Genomic DNA, 17,164 nt, shown 5'->3' with positions numbered 1-17,164 from the left:
ACAAATCAGAAAATGCGGCAACGATTCGCAGCTCCCCATGCCAAGGCTAAGGCGTCGAAACTCTACAGAGCATTAACGTAGGGCTTCGCGTCGAAGGTGGGAACAGCAAAATGTGACAGAATTGACGCAGCTTCGTGAAAATCCGTCTTCTGCCTGCCGCACATCCAATCACTTCATGCGGAGGGGGCCGCGTCGACCGCCTCGCGAGAGGAGATGACGCGGTCGATCAAGCCGAAATCCTTCGCTTCGTCGGCCGTCATGAAGTGGTCGCGGTCGAGCGTCCGCTCGATCATGTCGTAGTCCTTGCCGGTGTGTTTGACGTAGACTTCATTCAGGCGGCGCTTCAGCTTGATGATGTCCTGCGCGTGCCGCTCGATATCCGAAGCCTGGCCGGAGAAGCCGCCGGAGGGCTGATGCACCATGATGCGCGCGTTTGGCGTCGCAAAGCGCATGTCCTTGTGTCCGGCACACAGCAGCAACGAGCCCATCGAAGCCGCCTGACCGATGCACAGCGTCGACACGGCCGGCTTGATGAATTGCATGGTGTCGTAGATCGCCATGCCCGAGGTCACCACGCCGCCCGGCGAGTTGATGTAGAGGTTGATTTCCTTCTTCGGGTTCTCGGCCTCGAGGAAGAGGAGCTGCGCGCAGACCAGCGTCGCCATGCCGTCCTCGACCGGGCCGGTGATGAAGATGATGCGTTCCTTCAACAGCCGCGAGAAGATATCATAGGCCCGCTCGCCGCGATTGGTCTGTTCGACGACCATCGGAACGAGGTTCATGTAGGTTTCGACCGGGTCTCTCATCGACTGTCCCTTTGCGAGGGCGATTTCGGCGCCGTTGCGGCGGAATCGCGGCGGGTGGTTTGTCCTAGATATGTCCGGCGCTTGACCGAGCGCAAGGGTGCGCGGCCCCATCCTGCCCGAAAGCGCAGGCATGGTTTACACCGTTTCCGCCCTCAGCCAGCGCACGAGCCTGTCGATGTCACCGTCCTCGACCGCATCGGCAACGCGACGGCCAACCGCCGCGCCGAACTTATAGCCATGGCCGGAGCAGGCCGAGACGACCAGCGCCCTGCCCTTGCGCGTTGCAAAGAAGCGTTCGTCGGCGGTGAAAGTGTAGGCGCAAGTGACGACCTCAAGCACCCCGTACTCGTCCAGCCGTGCGATAGGCGGCGAGAAATGGGACAGGATCTCGGCGCCCTCTCCCGGTCGTGGGACACGGTCGGCATCGGCGTCCGGATTCACCCGCTTGTGCAACCCGGTGCCGAACTTGAGTCCGCCCCCACCCGAGGGTGGGATGATGTAACCGTCGACCTTGCCGCCGACGTCGAGGATCACCGGCGCCTTCTCCCAAGCTTCTTTCAGGTCTGACGGCGGCTCCAGATACGCAAGCGCGGTGCGTTGGGTCGAAAGGGTCCATGCGAGATCAGGAAACAGTTTCGTCACCCAGGCACCAGCCGTGACCACAACCTGATCGGCGGTAACCGCCTCGCCGCCGGCGAGGGTCACGCGGCCGGCCTCGACGTCCACCGAAGCGACTTTCGCGTTTTCGCGCACGTCCACATCATTGGCGCGCAGCCATTCGACGAGGCCGAGCGCGATGCGCCGGCAATGCAGCGCGCCGCCTTCCTCGGAGAAGTAGGCATAGCGGATAGTCTCCGGATCGAAGAAGGGCCAGCGCGACGATGCCTCCTGCGCCGTCATCAATTCGAACGGGAAGCCCCCTTCCTTCAATCCTTCGAGATAGTCCTCCGCTTCGTCGCCCGGCTCGCGCGAGACGCAGACAAAGCCGCGCGGATCGTAGTGGCGCTGGCCGAGATCCGCCCACATCTCATCCCAGGCAGCGTAGGCTTCTGTGATCGCTCGGCCGTAGCCGCTGCCGGATGGATAGGCGCGGCGGATGATGCGGTGATGGTCGCCGGAAGCGGCGAGCGGATTGGGGATCGCCCCCTGCTCCAAGAGCGTGACTCGATGCCCGCGCTTGGCGAGCGACCAGGCGCTGGAGAGGCCCGCGATGCCGGCGCCGACGACAACGACCTCCATCCGCCTCCCCCTTCACTAACCCACTGACCGCGGGAGAATACGGGCTGGCCCGTCCTTTACAAGGCAGGTTACAACACCCCGATGATCTGCCCCCCCTTATCTCCATCCCACTCCCGCCACACGGCAAGTGCGCATCGATCCGCACGACGGCCGGTTCATCCAGGATCCCTATGCCGCCTATGCCTTCCTGCAGGGCACCGCCCCCGTCTTTTTCTGGGAGGAATACGGGTTCTGGTGCCTGGCCGGCTATGACGAGGTAAACCGCGCGCTGCGCGACAAGCGGTTCGGACGCGAGCGTCCCGGCGGATACATGGCGTCGGTGACCGCGGAAAAGGACCGCGCCCACCTTGCCGATTTCGATGCGCTCGAGGCCGGCTCGATGCTTGAACTGGAGCCGCCGGTCCATACGCGGCTGAGGACGCTGGTCAATCGTGCCTTCGTCTCGCGCCAGGTCGAGCGGCTGCGGCCGCGGATCGAACAGCTCGCCAACCAGTTGATCGACAGGTTCGAAGACGAGGCGGAGATCGACCTGCTGCCTGCCTTCGCAACGCCCTTGCCCAGCATCGTGATTGCGGAAATGCTCGGCGCACCCACCGACATGGCGGGGCAGTTGGTGGAATGGTCAAACCGGATGGTGGAGATGTACATGCACGCACCGACTCGGGCGACTGAACTTGCGGCCAACGCAGCAGCGCGGGACTTCGCGTCTTTCATCCGCAGCGAGGTCGAACGGCGGCGAAACGGCATGGTCGACGACCTGCTCGGCCTTCTGGTTGCTGCGCGCGATGGCGGCGACCGCCTCTCCGATGCAGAACTCGTCTCGTCGGCGGTGCTGCTGCTCAATGCGGGGCACGAGGCGACCGTGCACCAGATCGGCAATGCGGTGCGGACGATTCTCGCCGAAGGCGGCGATCCCAGGCGCTTCTTCGAGACGCCGGAGGCAACGGGAGCGACGGTCGAGGAATGCCTGCGCATCGACCCGCCGCTACACATGTTCACGCGCTACGCGTCCGAACGTGTCGAACTGACGCCGGAAGCGATCATCGAGCCGGGGCAGCAGATCGGCCTCCTGCTCGGCGCTGCGAACAACGATCCTGCCGCCTTCGATGCGCCGCGGCATTTCTTGCCGGGCCGGCCGGACCAGAAGAATGTCTCCTTCGGCGCGGGCATCCATTTCTGCATCGGCGCGCCGCTCGCGCGGCTCGAGCTGCAGGTGGCGCTCAAGGTGCTGTTCGACCGCTTGCCGACGCTGCGGCTCGCCTACGAGCCGGCCTATCGCGACAGCTACCATTTCCACGGCCTTGAGCGCCTGAAGGTCGAATGGTGGAGGTACCGCGGTATCAACCGCTCAGTCGAAGCGAGGAGGAAGCGGCATCGGACTGACCATTCTGCCCGATCAAGACTTCGAGGCGAGACCGAGCCTAATCCGACCGCCCCTACAGCCTGATCACATATTCCTTGCGAGTCGTTTCAAGGACTTCCCATGTTCCCTTGAAGCCAGGCCTGAGGACAAAGCTGTCGCCGGCCTTCACGGTCACCGCCGCGCCGCCATCTTCCGAGACGACCGATATGCCCGTCAGGATGTGGCAGAACTCCCACTCGTCGTAGGAGATCCGCCACTTACCCGGCGTCGCCTCCCAGATGCCGGCATAGAGGCCGCCTTCGGCCTCCTCGACGTTCCAGGTGCGGGTGCGCGGGTTGCCCGCAATGATCCGGTCGGCCGGCGGCGCGCCCTCTTCGGGCACGCCGCTCGTGTCTACCTTCAGGAAGAGGGCCGGCATCGTCAGCCGGCCTTGGCCAGCGCCTGCTTGAGGTCGGCGATGATGTCGTCGACGTTTTCCAGGCCCACGGACAGGCGGATGACGTCGGGACCAGCGCCGGCGGCGATCTTCTGCTCGTCCGAAAGCTGGCGGTGCGTGGTCGAAGCAGGGTGGATGATGAGCGAGCGCACGTCGCCGATGTTGGCGAGGTGCGAGAACAGTTCGACACCCTCGACCACCTTCACGCCCGCGTCGAACCCGCCCTTCAAGCCGAAGGTGAACACCGCGCCTGCGCCCTTCGGCGAGTATTTCTGCTTCAGCTTGTTGTTCGGGTCGGACGGTAGCCCCGGATAGGAGACCCAGGCGACCTGCGGCTGCGTCGACAGCCATTCGGCGACCTTCAGCGCGTTCTCGCAATGACGCTCCATGCGCAGCGAGAGCGTCTCGACGCCCTGCAGGATGAGGAAGGCGTTGAAGGGCGAGATGGTCGGGCCGAAGTCGCGCAGGCCGAGCACGCGGCAGGCGATGGCGAAGGCGAAGTTGCCGAAGGTCTCGTGCAGGACAAGGCCGGCATATTCCGGACGCGGTTCGGAGAGCATCGGATAATTGCCGCTCTTCGACCAGTCAAACGTGCCCGCGTCGACGATGATGCCGCCCATCGAATTGCCGTGGCCGCCGATGAACTTGGTCAGCGAGTGGACGACGATATCGGCGCCGTATTCGATGGGCCGCACGAGATAGGGCGAGGCCATGGTGTTGTCGACGATGAACGGCAGGCCGTGCTTGTGGGCTATCTTCGCGATCGCCTCGATGTCGACGAAGGTGCCGCCCGGATTGGCGAGGCTCTCGACGAAGATCGCGCGGGTCTTGTCGTCGATCAGCGCTTCGAGGCCGGCGAGATCGTCCGTGTCGGCGAAGCGTGCTTCCCAACCGAAATTCTTGAAGGCGTGACCGAACTGGTTGATCGAGCCGCCGTAAAGGGCGCTTGCCGGCGATGAAGTTCTCGCCCGGTCGCATGATGGTGTGAAAAACGAGCAGTTGCGCGCCATGTCCGGAGGACGTGGCGAGAGCAGCAGTGCCACCTTCGAGCGCGGCGATGCGCTCCTCCAGCACAGCCTGGGTCGGGTTCATGATTCGCGTGTAGATGTTGCCGAACGCCTTTAGCCCGAACAGCGAGGCGGCGTGGTCGACATCATCGAAGACGAAGGAGGTGGTCTGATAAATCGGCGTGGCCCGCGCGCCGGTGGCGGGATCCGGCTTGGCGCCGGCGTGGATGGCAAGCGTGTCGAAACCTGGCATGGGGATCCTCCCTCGGATGCGTGTCTGAAATCCGCGCCAGTCTTCGCAAAGGCGGGGCACGAAAGCAAAGTCGTTTTTTCCGCTTTTGGCCGCCGAACGGCCGGAAAAGGCCCGTTCCGGACGGCGGCGCGAAACGCCGTGCTATTTCTGGCGGATGCCGAAACTCTGGAAGCCCTGGCGCAGGATCGGCTTCTTGGAACTGATGGTACCGGAATTGACGCCGTTCCAGCCGATCTCGCCCGAAAGTCGGCCGTATTCGATCTTCGGGCAACGGTTCATTACCACCTTGATTCCATGCGCCTCAGCCCTCGTGGCCGCCTCATCATGGCGGACGGTCAACTGCATCCAGATGACCTTCGGCAGCGGAGAAAGCGCAAGCGCCTCGTCGACGATCGGCGGCACTGCGCTCGAGGCGCGGAAGATGTCGACCATATCGATCGGCACCGGCACGTCCGACAGCTTCGCATAGGTCATGCGGCCGAGGATCTCCTTGCCGGCATGGCCCGGATTGATCGGGTAGACGTCGTAGCCCTTGTCGACGAGATACTTCGTGACGAAGAAGCTCGGCCGCACGTCGTTGGCCGAGGCGCCGACGATGGCGATCGTCTTCACCGAGTTCAGGATGCCGGAAATGTAGGAATTCTCATAAGCGTCGTGATGCATGCGGGTTCTTCAAGTGAATGGCGCTGACGCGCTTCATGGAGGGATTAGGCCTCCGGCGGAAGCGATATCGTTCCGTCGAGAGCGATCGGAAAATCGGGATTATGGGCGACCTCCCAGAGATTGTTCTCCGGATCGGCGAAGTAACCGTACCAGCCGCCCCAGAACGCCTTCTGCGCCGGCTTGACGACGCGGCCGCCGGCCGTCTGCGCCCTGTCCAGCACCTCCGCGACCTCTTCGCGCGAACGGGTATTGTAGGCGAGATAGACGCGCGAAACACCGTCGCCAAAGGTTACGCTGCTGTCTTCCTCGGCGGCGGGGCGGGAGAACAGTCCGAGGATCACCCCGCCCATCTGGAAGAAGGCGACGCCGTCGGTGATGCCCCTGTGGCGCTTCGGGCCCATCGCTTCGTAGAAGGCAGCGCAGCGGTCGAGATCGTCCACTGCGATCGTGACGATGGAGATGCGGGGGTCCATCACTTGAATCCGAACGTCGACTTCAGGATCGCAAAAAGCTCGCGCCCGCCCGCCTCGTCTAGCTGGATCGTCTGACTGACCTTCCCAGGCATATCGCGAGTTGGCCGCCCAAATGTTGAGATTTGAAGCAGCTTCCTGCCGTCAACCTCACTCACGTAAAATTTTGCCTCAACCGGATCATGCAGTTGCATGCGTTGCAACTCTGCCCGTCCAAACGCATCGATGCGGGCCATCTCATTCCTCCGTCCAGATCGGCTTGCGCTTTGAGATGAAAGCGTCGATCCCCTCCTCGGCGTCGCGAGCGAGCAGGTTGTCGACCATCACCCGTCCGGCATAAGCATAGGCGTCCTCCAGCCCCATCTCGACCTGATCGTAGAAGGCCTTTTTGCCGAACGCGACTGCCTGGGGTGATTTGGCGGCAATGACTTGGGCGTATTTGTTCACGACCTGAGTCAGATACTCCTCCGGCACGACACGGTTGACGATGCCGAACTCACGCGCAGTGGCGGCGTCGACCATCTCTCCAGTGAGCAGCATCTCCATCGCGTGCTTGCGTTTCATACCGCGAGCCAGAGCTACGCCCGGCGTAGTAAGAACAGGCCGACATCGATGCCGTTGACGCCGAAGGTGGAGCGCTGGGACGCGATCGCCAAGTCGCACGAAGCGACGAGCTGGCAGCCGGCGGCCGTCGCTATGCCGTCCACCTCGGCGATGATTGGCTTGGGATGGCGCACGATCGACTGCATCAGCACCGAGCAGGCCGCGAAGGTCTCTTCGAAGAAGGCTTCGCCCTTGTCCGGCGCGTTGCGTCCGGCGGTCATCTGTTTCAAATCGTGGCCGGCGCAGAACACCTTGCCGGGCGCCGCGGCGATCACAACAACGCGCACGCCCTTGTCATCGCGCGCCTCGTCGAGCGCCTGCTGCATGGCGGCCATCATCTCCAGCGACAGCGCGTTGGCGGGCCTGTTGGCGAGCGTCAAGCGCAGCACCTTGCCCTCGCGCGACTGCCACACCAACCCCTCCGGCTCCTCGCGCCTGATCGCCACGACTTCGGCCATCGCCACCTCCTTCGAACAACGAAGGGAGAAATAGCACGGCCCGGCTTGATGGCCACCGCTGAATTCTCTTACGTTTACGAAAACGGAAGCCGCAACGGGAGGAGCGCGTGTCCAGGGTTCTCTTTGAAAAGGACGGTCGGATCGGCCGGATCACGCTCAACCGCCCCGACGCGATGAACGCGATCGACGATTTGTTGCCGGTGGAACTGGCCGACTGCGTGGAACGGGCCAATGCCGATTCGGGTATCCACGTCATCATCCTCTCGGGCGCGGGACGCGCCTTCTGCGCCGGCTACGACCTCGCCTACTACGCGCAGGCGACCGGGGGCGCCGGCCACGCGGCGACACAGGACATGCCGTGGGATCCGATGAAGGACTATGCCTTCATGATGCGCAACACCGAGCTGTTCATGTCGCTTTGGCGCTCCCATCGGCCGGTGATCGCCAAGGTGCACGGCTTCGCGGTGGCCGGGGGCTCCGACATCGCGCTCTGTTGCGACATGATCGTGATCGAGGACGAAGCGGAGATCGGCTACATGCCTGTGCGCGTCTGGGGCTGCCCGACGACGGCAATGTGGGTCTATCGCCTCGGACCGGAGCGCGCCAAGCGAATGCTGTTCACCGGCGACCGGATCAAGGGCACGGAAGCGGAGCGAATCGGCCTCGTGCTCAAATCCGTGCCGGGCGCGAGCCTCGACGCCGAAGTCGAGCGATTGGCGGAGCGGATGGCGACGGTGCCGGTCAACCAGCTGATGATGCAGAAGCTGGTCGTCAACCAGGCGATCGAGGCGATGGGGCTGAAGCAGACACAGATGTTCGCGACCATCTTTGACGGCATCACACGCCACTCACCCGAGGGCATCAACTTCAAGCACCGCGCCGAGGAGGTCGGCTGGAAGCAGGCCGTGCGCGAACGCGACCTCGGCACCTTCGACTGGACGACCAACCGCCCGATCAACCACACGAAATAGCTGGACGATTCATGCCGAAGCAGACCGCGCTTACCCCGGTTATGACCGCAGACGAGATCAACGATTATCTGAACGTCGTCTATCCGCAGCTCAACGACCAGTATTCCGACTATGTCGCGATCGACGTGAAGCCGGGCGAATGCACCGTCCGGCTCAACGCCAACCAGCGGCACCTGCGCCCCGGGGACACGGTGTCGGGCCCATGCCTTTTCACGCTCGCCGACATCGGCGGCTATGCCTGCGTGCTGAGCCACATAGGCCGCGAGGCGCTGGCCGTCACTACCAGCCTGAACATCAACTTCATGCGCAAGGCCGGTCCCGGACCCATCGACGGACATTGCCGTATCCTCAAGCTCGGGAAGAACCTGATGGTGTTCGACATCGACATCGTCGCCGACGGCGCCACCGTGGCGCATGCGACGGGAACCTATGCGATCCCGCCGAAGAAAGGCTGACCCGTCAATCCTCCAGGATTTCCACTTCGAGCCCGGCGAGACTGTTTGCCTCCGCAATAGCTTCTATGCCGGCGATCTGCCCATCGGCGATATCGAGCCGCAGCACGAACAGGAGCCGTCCGCCGGGGACGACGGCCACCTCGACCGTTCCATCGACAAGGGCGGGGCGCGCCGTCGCTGCGCGACCATTGAAGAATTCCGCCACCGCAGTGGCACCACGGACTTCCGGGCGGCCACCCAGCCTGATCGCGGCATCGTCGCCCCGCAGCACCACGTCGGGGGCAAGGAGGGACAGCAGGGCCGAGAAGTCGCCGCCACGCGAGGCGGCGATGAAGGCATCGACGATCTCACGGCGGCGCGCACGGTCGATCTCCCCGTCCGGTTTCGTCCCCTGGACCCGACGGCGCGCGCGACTGGCCAACTGCCTGGTGGCATCGTGCGAACGCCCGATCACTGACGCAATGTCTTCGAACGGCACCGCAAACATGTCGTGCAGGACAAAGGCGACCCGTTCCGCCGGATCGAGCGCCTCCAAAACCGCCAGCATGGCCAGTCCGACCGAATCCGCCATGGCAATTTCATCTTCAGGTGAGGCAGGCGGAACGGAGAGGGATCGGTCGATCTCGATTGCTTCTCCGGGCAGGACTTCGAAAGACTCTTCGCGGCGTGACCTGCGCGCCCGCAGCATGTCGAGACAGATCCGCGCAACCACGGTGGTGAGCCAGCCGCTTATGTTGCCGATCGTGTCCGGATCTGCACGGTCGAGCCGCAGCCAGACTTCCTGGACGGCATCCTCCGCCTCGCTCCGGGAACCAAGCATTCGGTAGGCCACCGATTCAAGGCGGGCCCGATCGGCGGCGAACCGTGCCGCCAGAAGATTTTTCGCCGTCATGGTCACATTCCCTCTTCGCGTTCCGTCATGGTCATGACGAACGGATCGCAGCCGATGTGACAAACGCACGGCAGACGCCCGCGTCGCGAATCCCGGCAATGTTGCCTGGACCCACTAAAACGGAAAGAGGAACATGATCATGCAAGCTCGAATGAGGCACCCCGTCTTCGTTCTTCCGGAGGCCATGAAGGCCCTTCACGCCCTGGACAAGGCGACCTCCGTCGAGGGCCTGCCCGATGTCACGCGCAAGCTCGTCCACCTGCGCGCGAGCCAGATCAACGGATGCAGCGTCTGCGTGGACATGCATGCGCACGAGCTCCAGCAGGCCGGACAGGACTTCAAGCGGATCTTCGCCGTTGCCGCTTGGCGCGACACGCCGTACTTCACGGATGCGGAGCGGGCGGCGCTCGCGCTGACGGAGGAGATGACGCGACTAGCCGACCGGGCCGAGGCGGTTTCCGATGCTGTCTGGGCCGAGGCTGCCAGCCATTACGATGAAGCCGCGCTGGCCGCTCTCGTCTTGCAGATCGCGCAGATCAATGTCTGGAACCGTCTCAATGCCGCCGTTAAGCAGGTCGCCGGGCAAAGGTGGAACTAGCAGCGTAAGAGCAGCACACATGGGGTATTATATTACCTCTACCGTAATCCACTGTTTTTGTTGACTTTCTTTTCGGCTCGGTTCCGATCCGATTGTTGACGGCATCGGTTCCCTCGCCTATAAGCCTGTCCGGAACAGCGGCCTCCGGGCCGCCGTTTCGTTGTTGGCGTCAAACCGCCAACGCAAGCAACAAGAAACGCCCGTTCCGGCCTCGGCCGTCCGGGTCCGAACCGAAAGCAGACACCATGTCCACATTCACGCAGAAGCCTGCGGATGTGACGAAGAAGTGGGTGCTCATCGACGCCGAAGGTCTCGTCGTCGGCCGCCTTGCTTCAATCGTCGCCAACATCCTGCGCGGCAAGAACAAGCCGACCTTCACCCCCCACGTCGACGACGGCGACAACGTCATCATCGTCAATGCAGCCAAGGTGGCGCTCACCGGCAAGAAGTACACCGACAAGATGTACTATTGGCACACCGGCCATCCGGGCGGCATCAAGGAGCGCACCGCGCGCGACCTGCTCGAGGGTCGTTTCCCCGAGCGCGTGGTCGAGAAGGCCGTCGAACGCATGATCCCGCGCGGCCCGCTCGGCCGTCGCCAGATGAAGAATCTCAAGGTCTATGCCGGTGCAGAACACCCGCATGAGGCCCAGCAGCCGGTCGTCCTCGACGTCGCGGCAATGAACCGCAAGAACAAGAGGGCCTAACGATGGCTGATCTCAGCTCTCTCTCCCAGCTCGGCACGGTCGCGGCTTCGGTCCAGCCGGCCGCTCCGGTCCACGTCCAGAAGCTCGACAAGCAGGGCCGCGCCTACGCGACCGGCAAGCGTAAGGACGCGATCGCTCGCGTCTGGGTCAAGCCCGGCTCGGGCAAGATCATCATCAACGACAAGGAGTTCAAGGCCTACTTCGCGCGGCCGGTGCTCCAGATGATCCTGCAGCAGCCGATCGTCGCTTCGAACCGCAACGGCCAGTATGACATCGTCGCCACGGTCCAGGGCGGCGGCCTCTCCGGTCAGGCGGGCGCGGTGCGCCACGGCATCTCGAAGGCGCTGACCTATTACGAGCCGGCCCTGCGCTCGGTGCTCAAGAAGGGCGGGTTCCTCACCCGCGACTCGCGCACGGTGGAACGCAAGAAGACCGGCAAGGCGAAGGCCCGTCGTTCGTTCCAGTTCTCGAAGCGCTAAGCCTCTTCGATATACCAGATGGAAAGGCCGCCTTCGGGCGGCCTTTTGTTTTGGATTTCCGCCTTCCCGTCAGGCCGAACTCGACGGCGCGACACGTTCGATCGACTCGCTCTTCCTGCTGAAGAGCCGATCCGCCTGCTGGCGGAACCAGTCGCGCCCCGGCCGTTCGATCATCCGATAGGTGACGAAGCTGACGGCTATCGTCATGCCCACGATCCCCAGCACAAGCAGATCGCCGGCAAATGGATTGCCAAGATCGACCCCCTCGCCCCCCGGTCCCATCGGTGCAACCGTGCCGGTACCGGTCAGCTTGTCCGCAAGACGCGCGACATTGATCACCCGCATGACGAGGAACATGTGAACCATGTAGATCGAGAAGGAGGCGACGCCTACAGCGACGAATGGCCGCCTGCGAAGGACCGAACTGACCGCTCCCTTCTCCGAGGCGAAGACCAGCACCACGAGTGCGAAGACGAATGGTGCGGCGAAGGCCGCGGGAGTGCGGTAGGCATAGTTCACGAATACGAGTGCCAGGACGACCACCGCGATCTCGATCAACGTCGGATTGACGATCCCCTGGTCGACCGACGTCCGCGAATAGGAACGAGTGGAGCCGTCGGCCACGAGCCTATAGGCAAAGCTCCGATCGAAAGGCCGTAAATCGCGCGCAGATGACCGAAGTCGTAGGTGGACTCCATGCCGTGTGGCGCGAATGTCCAAAGTGCCCACCCCGACAGGAGAGCTCCGGCAATCGCCGCCGCCCACAGGAAGCGCCCCAGCAATAGAGCGGCCAGCCCGAAGGAGACATAGGCGACCATCTCGGCCGCGATGCTCCAGGCTGGCGTGTTCCAGGTAAGTTGGTCATGCGTGCCGACCTGCAGGAGGAGAATGTTGGTCGGAATCGCCAGGAGGTCATTCGTGCCTGTGAACGGCGCATCCCCAGCCGCGCCAAGACCGGGAGCAAGAGATTTGCCCGTCTCCATCACGATGAACATCACCAGCATCGCCAGGTGCAACGGGAACACGCGCCCGATACGCAGCACAATGAATCGGCCGAAATCTGCCCCCGTCGCCAAGCGCCCCGAATAGGCATGGGCGATCACGAAGCCGGACAGCACGAAGAAGAAATCGACGAACATCTCGCCGGCGCGCACCAACGAGGCATCCCGGATGTGGCTCGCGACCTGCGCGTGGAAGAGGATCACGAAGACGGCCGCCAGGCCGCGCCAGCTGTCCAGAGCCTCGAACCGGACCGGGCCATCGGCGTGGGCGACAGGCGCTTGCTGTGCCGTATTGACTTCCTTCGCCACCGCTTTCCCCTGCCTTCGATCACGTCTGTCGCATAGGGAGACAGGTAGACGTGTCGTCGCTTCCGTCTCCCGCCCGTTGCAAGAGAGGGGCCAACTGCAGTGACAAGTCGGGGGAGCGCTACCTCGCTGCAGCCTGTCGCGCGCCGGAGGCATAGGGCCGCCGATAGCCGTTGGCGTCGAGCCAGCGGATCGCTGCGCTGGGCTCGTCGGTCTGGATGATGGTCGCGCCCCGGTCGACCCAGAATCCGAATGCTTCGTCAGGCAGGTCGGCTTCAACGGCAAGCTGATCGCCACGGCCGCCGGCAAGCATGCCGGCGCTCTTGTTGACGATGGCGTAGGTGTTGACCCAGAGATGCCAGCCGCCCCGGACTGCCACGGCACGTGCCCTGGCGCCGAAGAGCGGACCACCGTCGGGCGTCATCGGCTGACCGTCGCCGTGCCAGGCGATCAGTTCCACCGCATCAGCCGACACCGCACTCGCCACGCGCTCCAGCAGCGCCGGATCGCGAACGGCGTCGTCCGCCACGATCGGCATGAACGTGATACCACGCGGCATCAAGCCGATCAGCCGGTGCGCTTCGGCGATACGCTCCTCGTTCCAGAGGTTGAGCTTCACCACGACATGGTCGGCGAGACCGAGCCGTTCGGCGAGTTGCGTCATGCCGACGAGTTCGCCGGGCGCGAGCTTGTTGTCGATGTTCACCATGATGCGGCCTCGCGCGGCTTCGAGATATTCGGCGAGGGTCGGAATGGTTTCGTCTGCGGGAATGCCGCTCGCTTCGACAACCAGCCGACAGGCTCGCAGTTCGGCCAGCTTGCGTTCCGCGACCTGGCCGCGGCAATCGGTGGTGCGGTCGAGCCACGTGTCGTGCATCACGACATAGGTCCCGTCCGAGGATTTCTGCACGTCGATTTCGACCATCTCGACGCCCACCGAGATCGCGTCGGCGAGCGCAGCGCGCGAATTCTCCGGAAAGCGCGACTTTCGCGCCTGCAACCCGCCGGCGCGGTGCGCTACGACCATCACATGATCGCGCCAATGGTTGGCGCTTGTCAGGCGCTCGCGGATTTCGCCAATACGCCCGGTCTCCGCAAGGGCGAGCCCGCTTCCGAACAGGACTGACAGGAGGATGCCGCCGACTATTGCGCGCATGCGTTCGAATCGCTCCGCCGCTATCTGGAGCGGCTCGTACCGGCGCCGGGTGACAGGCGCATGAAGCGAAGATGACGCTTTTTCCTGTTGCGATACCGTCGTGGACGCGGGATAGGTTCCGCCGCGACAGAGGAAGGACGCCCATGGCCGCGAACTCGATCGACAATGCCTTCGTCGCGCGCGGCTTTGCCGGCGCGTCCTACGAGCCGACCTATGCCGGCGCGCTGTCCTTCATGCGGCGCAAATACTCGAAGAACGTGAAGGGCGCCGACGCGATCGTCTGGGGCATCCCGTTCGACGCAGCTGTAACGAACCGCCCGGGGGCGCGCTTCGGACCGCAAGGGATCCGGCGCGCCTCGGCGATCATGGACAACGACGCGCAATATCCGTTCAACGACGAGTTCATCGACCGGCTCGCCGTGGTCGACTACGGCGACTGCCTGCTCGATTCGGGTAACCACCAGAAGACGCCCGGCATCATCGAGCGTGAGGCGGCGAAGCTGATCCGCAACGGCGCGTTCCTGCTCTCGCTCGGCGGCGACCATTTTATCACCTGGCCGATCCTCAAAGCGCATGCGGCGAAATACGGCCCGCTTTCTGTCGTGCAGTTCGACGCCCACCAGGACACCTGGGACGACGACGGCAGGCGTATCGACCACGGTTCCTTTGTCCTGCGCGCTGTACGCGAAGGCGTGATCGATCCGGAAACCTCGATCCAGATCGGCATCCGCACCCATGCGCCGACGGATTGCGGGATAAAAATACTCTACGGCTACGAGGTTGAGGAACTGCGCGCCGCGGACATCGCCTATGCGATCCTCGAACGGACGGCTGGCCGCAAGACCTATGTCACCTTTGACATCGACTGTCTGGACCCGGCCTTCGCACCCGGCACCGGCACTCCGGTTGCGGGCGGCCCGTCATCAGCCAAAATGCTGTCGGTGCTGCGGCTGCTCGACCGGCTCGACATGGTCGGTGCCGACGTCGTCGAGGTTGCGCCTGCCTACGACCATGCCGACATCACCTCGATCGCGGCGTCCAACATCGCGATGTATTATCTCGGTCTGCTTTCGGCGCGAAGGGCGCGCGGCTAAGGCATCGATTCAACGGCCTGCCGGATTGATTCCGGCAGTTGGCGTAACCATCTGAACGACCTCACTTTCCGGACCACGGCATGAAACCGAAAATCTTCATCGACGGCGAACACGGCACAACCGGCCTTCAGATCAGGCAACGCCTAGCCGCGCGCCACGATCTCGACGTGCTGTCGATCCCGGAAGCCGAACGGCGCAACCGCGCCGCGCGGGAGGATTTCCTCAAGAGCGCAGACATCGCGATCCTCTGCCTGCCGGACGACGCCGCGAAGGAATCCGTCGCCATCCTCGAAGGGCAGAACTCGACCCGCATTATCGACACGTCGACTGCACACCGGGTCCATCCCGATTGGGCCTACGGCTTCGCGGAAATGGACAAGGCGCAGGCCGAGCGGATCGCGTCCGCGCGGCTAGTCGCCAATCCCGGCTGCTACCCAACCGGTGCGATCGGACTGATCCGCCCGCTCGTTGCGGCTGGACTCCTGCCGGCGGACTATCCGATCACGGTCAATGCAGTGTCCGGCTACACCGGCGGCGGCAAGCAGATGATCGCACAGATGGAGGACCCGTCGAACCCGGATCACATCGCCGCACCGCATTTCCTCTACGGCCTGCCACTGCAGCACAAGCACGTCGCCGAGATGAAGTTGCACGGGCTGGTCGAACGTCGTCCGCTTTTCTCGCCAAGTGTCGGCCGCTTCGCGCAGGGCATGCTGGTGCAGGTGCCGCTGTTCCTCGACGAGTTGAACGGTGCGCCGACGCTTTCCAGGCTGCATGACGCGTTGGCGTCGCACTATGCGGGCCAGTCTATCGTCGAGGTCGTCCCGCTGGAGGAAAGCGCGAAGCTTGCGCGCCTCGACCCGACCGAGCTTGCCGGCACCGACCGCATGAAGCTCTTCGTCCTCGGCACCGAGGGCAAGGGCCAGGCGAATCTGGTCGCATCGCTCGACAATCTCGGCAAGGGTGCCTCGGGCGCGGCGGTGCAGAACATGGACTTGATGCTGCGCGCCTAAGCTCCACGCAGCGCGGGACGCGGGTATTCTCCCACCGTGCCGCGCCAATGGGCCACCGCGAAGCCGAGCACCACGATCGCGAAGGCGTGGTGCAGCAGCGCCCAGCCAAAGGGCACTACGAGCACCAGCGCCGTGATGCCCAGCGCAGCCTGCGCCACGATCATCAGGAGCAACAGAACCGCGCGGCGCGCATGCGTGGTGCCGGGATCGGCGCGCCACGACGCGACCGCATGGACAATTGCAACCGCCAGCACAAGATAGGCGCCAAGCCTATGCACGAACTGCACGGTTTTCGGGTTCTCGAACAGGTTGATCCACCACGGCTGCTGTACGAACAGGTCGCCCGGCACCACGCTTCCGTCCATCAGTGGCCAGGTGTTGTAGGCCATGCCAGCATCGAGACCGGCGACCAGCGCGCCGAGATAGATCTGGAAGAGGACGAGCATCGCCATAGCGCCGGCCAAGCGGCGCGTGCCGGACGACGCCGGTTCTTCGGAATGCGGTGCGAGCCCTCGCGCGACCCACATCACGGCGGCGAAGATAATGCAGGCAAGCGTGAGGTGCACCGCCAGCCGGTACTGCGAGACGCTGACGCGCTCGCTGAGGCCCGAGGCCACCATCCACCAGCCGATAAACCCTTGGAAGCCGCCCAGCGCGAAAAGGCCAAGTAAACGCGGTTTCAACTGGCTTTCCAGCCGCCCGGTGAGCCAGAAGAAGGCGAGCGGCAAAGCCATCACCACGCCGACAAGCCGTGCGATGAGCCGGTGCGCCCACTCCCACCAGAAGATCGACTTGAATTCGTCGAGACTCATGCCCTTGTTGATCTGCTGGTATTGCGGAATCTGCCTGTAGAGATCGAACTCTTCCTGCCATTCCGCCTCGCTGAGCGGCGGGATGACGCCGTGGATCGGCTTCCATTCCGTGATGGACAGGCCGGAATCGGTCAGGCGCGTTGCGCCGCCAACGATAAACAGCGCGAACAGCACGACGAGCACGACATAGAGCCATATCCGCACAGCGCGGCGCGAACTCGCCTCACGACGGCGCGCGGCAGATGTATCGATCGCAGCAGACGTTGCCATTCCTGTCGTCCCGACGGCAGCCATGTCGCAGCCGATACCCTCTTTGGGCCGCCCTGTCGCGTGACAAGCGGTCGCGCGGTCGCGCTTTACGACGACCGGCTACCGAGACTAT

19 protein-coding genes and 2 pseudogenes are annotated in these 17,164 nt (G+C 63.8%); 8 read left to right on the top strand and 13 right to left on the bottom strand.

Going from position 1 to position 17,164, the window contains the following annotated elements; translation table 11 throughout:
* Nucleotides 1-173: 173 nt before the first annotated feature.
* Together LRS09_RS21910 and LRS09_RS21905 are read right to left on the bottom strand one after the other, a co-directional pair.
* Complete coding sequence (locus LRS09_RS21910) at nucleotides 174-806, bottom strand: ATP-dependent Clp protease proteolytic subunit (protein ID WP_085467680.1); 633 nt, start codon at nucleotides 804-806, stop codon at nucleotides 174-176.
* Between the two features lie 135 nt (nucleotides 807-941).
* Entirely contained in the window at nucleotides 942-2,045 is a 1,104-nt protein-coding gene (locus LRS09_RS21905; protein ID WP_257809014.1) for an FAD-binding oxidoreductase, read from the bottom strand.
* Nucleotides 2,046-2,172: 127 nt separating this feature from the next.
* On the opposite strand from LRS09_RS21905, the gene LRS09_RS21900 reads away from it, so the two are divergent.
* Nucleotides 2,173-3,492, top strand: a complete 1,320-nt coding sequence (locus LRS09_RS21900; protein ID WP_257809013.1) for a cytochrome P450 — start codon at nucleotides 2,173-2,175, stop codon at nucleotides 3,490-3,492.
* Here LRS09_RS21900 and LRS09_RS21895 read toward each other — a convergent pair.
* The 6 genes and pseudogenes from LRS09_RS21895 to LRS09_RS21870 form a co-directional block, all read right to left on the bottom strand.
* Nucleotides 3,482-3,826: a cupin domain-containing protein gene (locus tag LRS09_RS21895; RefSeq protein ID WP_257809012.1), complete on the bottom strand. Its 345-nt coding sequence runs from the start codon at nucleotides 3,824-3,826 to the stop codon at nucleotides 3,482-3,484. The genes LRS09_RS21900 and LRS09_RS21895 overlap by 11 nt on opposite strands.
* 2 nt (nucleotides 3,827-3,828) lie before the next feature.
* Nucleotides 3,829-5,104: pseudogene (locus LRS09_RS21890) on the bottom strand (O-acetylhomoserine aminocarboxypropyltransferase).
* A 141-nt stretch (nucleotides 5,105-5,245) separates the two neighbouring features.
* Nucleotides 5,246-5,767, bottom strand: coding sequence for a CoA-binding protein (locus LRS09_RS21885; RefSeq protein WP_257809011.1), 522 nt, complete (start codon nucleotides 5,765-5,767; stop codon nucleotides 5,246-5,248).
* Between the two features lie 44 nt (nucleotides 5,768-5,811).
* The gene (locus tag LRS09_RS21880; RefSeq protein WP_257809010.1) at nucleotides 5,812-6,240 is read right to left on the bottom strand and encodes a VOC family protein; all 429 of its coding nucleotides are present in this window, start codon (nucleotides 6,238-6,240) and stop codon (nucleotides 5,812-5,814) included.
* Entirely contained in the window at nucleotides 6,240-6,473 is a 234-nt protein-coding gene (locus LRS09_RS21875) for a methionyl-tRNA formyltransferase (RefSeq protein ID WP_257809009.1), read from the bottom strand. Before LRS09_RS21875 ends, LRS09_RS21880 begins: the two co-directional genes overlap by 1 nt.
* Nucleotide 6,474: 1 nt before the next feature.
* Nucleotides 6,475-7,298 (bottom strand): annotated as a pseudogene (locus LRS09_RS21870) (enoyl-CoA hydratase).
* Between the two features lie 62 nt (nucleotides 7,299-7,360).
* Between LRS09_RS21870 and LRS09_RS21865 the strand changes: the two are divergent.
* Both LRS09_RS21865 and LRS09_RS21860 read left to right on the top strand, forming a co-directional pair.
* Complete coding sequence (locus tag LRS09_RS21865; RefSeq protein ID WP_257810286.1) at nucleotides 7,361-8,269, top strand: crotonase/enoyl-CoA hydratase family protein; 909 nt, start codon at nucleotides 7,361-7,363, stop codon at nucleotides 8,267-8,269.
* Nucleotides 8,270-8,280: 11 nt separating this feature from the next.
* On the top strand, nucleotides 8,281-8,724 hold the full coding sequence (locus LRS09_RS21860; RefSeq protein ID WP_257809008.1) for a PaaI family thioesterase: 444 nt from the start codon (nucleotides 8,281-8,283) through the stop codon (nucleotides 8,722-8,724).
* Between the two features lie 4 nt (nucleotides 8,725-8,728).
* On the opposite strand, the gene LRS09_RS21855 is transcribed toward LRS09_RS21860, so the two are convergent.
* Nucleotides 8,729-9,616 (bottom strand): sigma-70 family RNA polymerase sigma factor, encoded by an 888-nt coding sequence (locus LRS09_RS21855; protein ID WP_257809007.1) that lies wholly within the window; start codon nucleotides 9,614-9,616, stop codon nucleotides 8,729-8,731.
* A gap of 139 nt (nucleotides 9,617-9,755) precedes the next feature.
* Between LRS09_RS21855 and LRS09_RS21850 the strand changes: the two genes are divergently transcribed.
* The 3 genes from LRS09_RS21850 to rpsI all read left to right on the top strand — a co-directional run bounded on the left by LRS09_RS21850 (nucleotide 9,756) and on the right by rpsI (nucleotide 11,400).
* A complete protein-coding gene (locus tag LRS09_RS21850) occupies nucleotides 9,756-10,214 on the top strand; it encodes a carboxymuconolactone decarboxylase family protein (RefSeq protein WP_257809006.1) in 459 nt (152 codons plus the stop codon).
* 245 nt (nucleotides 10,215-10,459) lie between these two features.
* Nucleotides 10,460-10,921 carry a 50S ribosomal protein L13 gene (gene rplM, locus LRS09_RS21845; RefSeq protein WP_257809004.1) on the top strand — a complete coding sequence of 154 codons (462 nt, stop codon included), beginning with the start codon at nucleotides 10,460-10,462 and terminating at the stop codon, nucleotides 10,919-10,921.
* Nucleotides 10,922-10,923: 2 nt separating this feature from the next.
* Entirely contained in the window at nucleotides 10,924-11,400 is a 477-nt protein-coding gene (gene rpsI, locus LRS09_RS21840) for a 30S ribosomal protein S9 (RefSeq protein ID WP_257809003.1), read from the top strand.
* Between the two features lie 69 nt (nucleotides 11,401-11,469).
* Here the strand turns inward: rpsI and LRS09_RS21835 are convergent, their stop codons facing one another.
* The 3 genes from LRS09_RS21835 to LRS09_RS21825 all read right to left on the bottom strand — a co-directional run bounded on the left by LRS09_RS21835 (nucleotide 11,470) and on the right by LRS09_RS21825 (nucleotide 13,863).
* Entirely contained in the window at nucleotides 11,470-11,958 is a 489-nt protein-coding gene (locus tag LRS09_RS21835; RefSeq protein WP_257809002.1) for an acyltransferase, read from the bottom strand.
* Nucleotides 11,955-12,710, bottom strand: coding sequence for an acyltransferase (locus LRS09_RS21830; RefSeq protein WP_257809001.1), 756 nt, complete (start codon nucleotides 12,708-12,710; stop codon nucleotides 11,955-11,957). The genes LRS09_RS21835 and LRS09_RS21830 overlap by 4 nt, the downstream gene beginning before the upstream one ends.
* 118 nt (nucleotides 12,711-12,828) lie before the next feature.
* Nucleotides 12,829-13,863: a glycerophosphodiester phosphodiesterase family protein gene (locus tag LRS09_RS21825; protein WP_257809000.1), complete on the bottom strand. Its 1,035-nt coding sequence runs from the start codon at nucleotides 13,861-13,863 to the stop codon at nucleotides 12,829-12,831.
* Between the two features lie 143 nt (nucleotides 13,864-14,006).
* Here LRS09_RS21825 and speB point away from each other — a divergent pair, with 143 nt between their 5' ends.
* Together speB and argC are read left to right on the top strand one after the other, a co-directional pair.
* The gene (gene speB / locus LRS09_RS21820; protein ID WP_257808999.1) at nucleotides 14,007-14,957 is read left to right on the top strand and encodes an agmatinase; all 951 of its coding nucleotides are present in this window, start codon (nucleotides 14,007-14,009) and stop codon (nucleotides 14,955-14,957) included.
* Nucleotides 14,958-15,037: 80 nt separating this feature from the next.
* The gene (gene argC, locus LRS09_RS21815; RefSeq protein WP_257808998.1) at nucleotides 15,038-15,970 is read left to right on the top strand and encodes an N-acetyl-gamma-glutamyl-phosphate reductase; all 933 of its coding nucleotides are present in this window, start codon (nucleotides 15,038-15,040) and stop codon (nucleotides 15,968-15,970) included.
* Here the strand turns inward: argC and LRS09_RS21810 are convergent.
* Complete coding sequence (locus LRS09_RS21810; protein WP_257808997.1) at nucleotides 15,967-17,052, bottom strand: COX15/CtaA family protein; 1,086 nt, start codon at nucleotides 17,050-17,052, stop codon at nucleotides 15,967-15,969. The two genes, argC and LRS09_RS21810, sit on opposite strands and share 4 nt — an antisense overlap.
* Nucleotides 17,053-17,164 lie beyond the last annotated feature (112 nt).

Source organism: Mesorhizobium sp. J428 (assembly GCF_024699925.1).
Taxonomy (GTDB): domain Bacteria; phylum Pseudomonadota; class Alphaproteobacteria; order Rhizobiales; family Rhizobiaceae; genus Mesorhizobium_A.
This window is presented reverse-complemented; position numbering and strand designations above follow the sequence as displayed.

Excerpts from the sequence above, each read along its gene's own strand:
- LRS09_RS21910 (WP_085467680.1), bottom strand. The coding sequence starts at position 806 with ATGAGAGACCCGGTCGAAACCTACATGAACCTCGTTCCGATGGTCGTC.
- LRS09_RS21905 (WP_257809014.1), bottom strand. The coding sequence starts at position 2,045 with ATGGAGGTCGTTGTCGTCGGCGCCGGCATCGCGGGCCTCTCCAGCGCC.
- LRS09_RS21895 (WP_257809012.1), bottom strand. The coding sequence starts at position 3,826 with ATGCCGGCCCTCTTCCTGAAGGTAGACACGAGCGGCGTGCCCGAAGAG.
- LRS09_RS21885 (WP_257809011.1), bottom strand. The coding sequence starts at position 5,767 with ATGCATCACGACGCTTATGAGAATTCCTACATTTCCGGCATCCTGAAC.
- LRS09_RS21880 (WP_257809010.1), bottom strand. The coding sequence starts at position 6,240 with ATGGACCCCCGCATCTCCATCGTCACGATCGCAGTGGACGATCTCGAC.
- LRS09_RS21875 (WP_257809009.1), bottom strand. The coding sequence starts at position 6,473 with ATGGCCCGCATCGATGCGTTTGGACGGGCAGAGTTGCAACGCATGCAA.
- LRS09_RS21860 (WP_257809008.1), top strand. The coding sequence starts at position 8,281 with ATGCCGAAGCAGACCGCGCTTACCCCGGTTATGACCGCAGACGAGATC.
- LRS09_RS21855 (WP_257809007.1), bottom strand. The coding sequence starts at position 9,616 with ATGACGGCGAAAAATCTTCTGGCGGCACGGTTCGCCGCCGATCGGGCC.
- LRS09_RS21850 (WP_257809006.1), top strand. The coding sequence starts at position 9,756 with ATGCAAGCTCGAATGAGGCACCCCGTCTTCGTTCTTCCGGAGGCCATG.
- rplM (WP_257809004.1), top strand. The coding sequence starts at position 10,460 with ATGTCCACATTCACGCAGAAGCCTGCGGATGTGACGAAGAAGTGGGTG.
- rpsI (WP_257809003.1), top strand. The coding sequence starts at position 10,924 with ATGGCTGATCTCAGCTCTCTCTCCCAGCTCGGCACGGTCGCGGCTTCG.
- LRS09_RS21825 (WP_257809000.1), bottom strand. The coding sequence starts at position 13,863 with ATGCGCGCAATAGTCGGCGGCATCCTCCTGTCAGTCCTGTTCGGAAGC.
- speB (WP_257808999.1), top strand. The coding sequence starts at position 14,007 with ATGGCCGCGAACTCGATCGACAATGCCTTCGTCGCGCGCGGCTTTGCC.
- argC (WP_257808998.1), top strand. The coding sequence starts at position 15,038 with ATGAAACCGAAAATCTTCATCGACGGCGAACACGGCACAACCGGCCTT.
- LRS09_RS21810 (WP_257808997.1), bottom strand. The coding sequence starts at position 17,052 with ATGGCAACGTCTGCTGCGATCGATACATCTGCCGCGCGCCGTCGTGAG.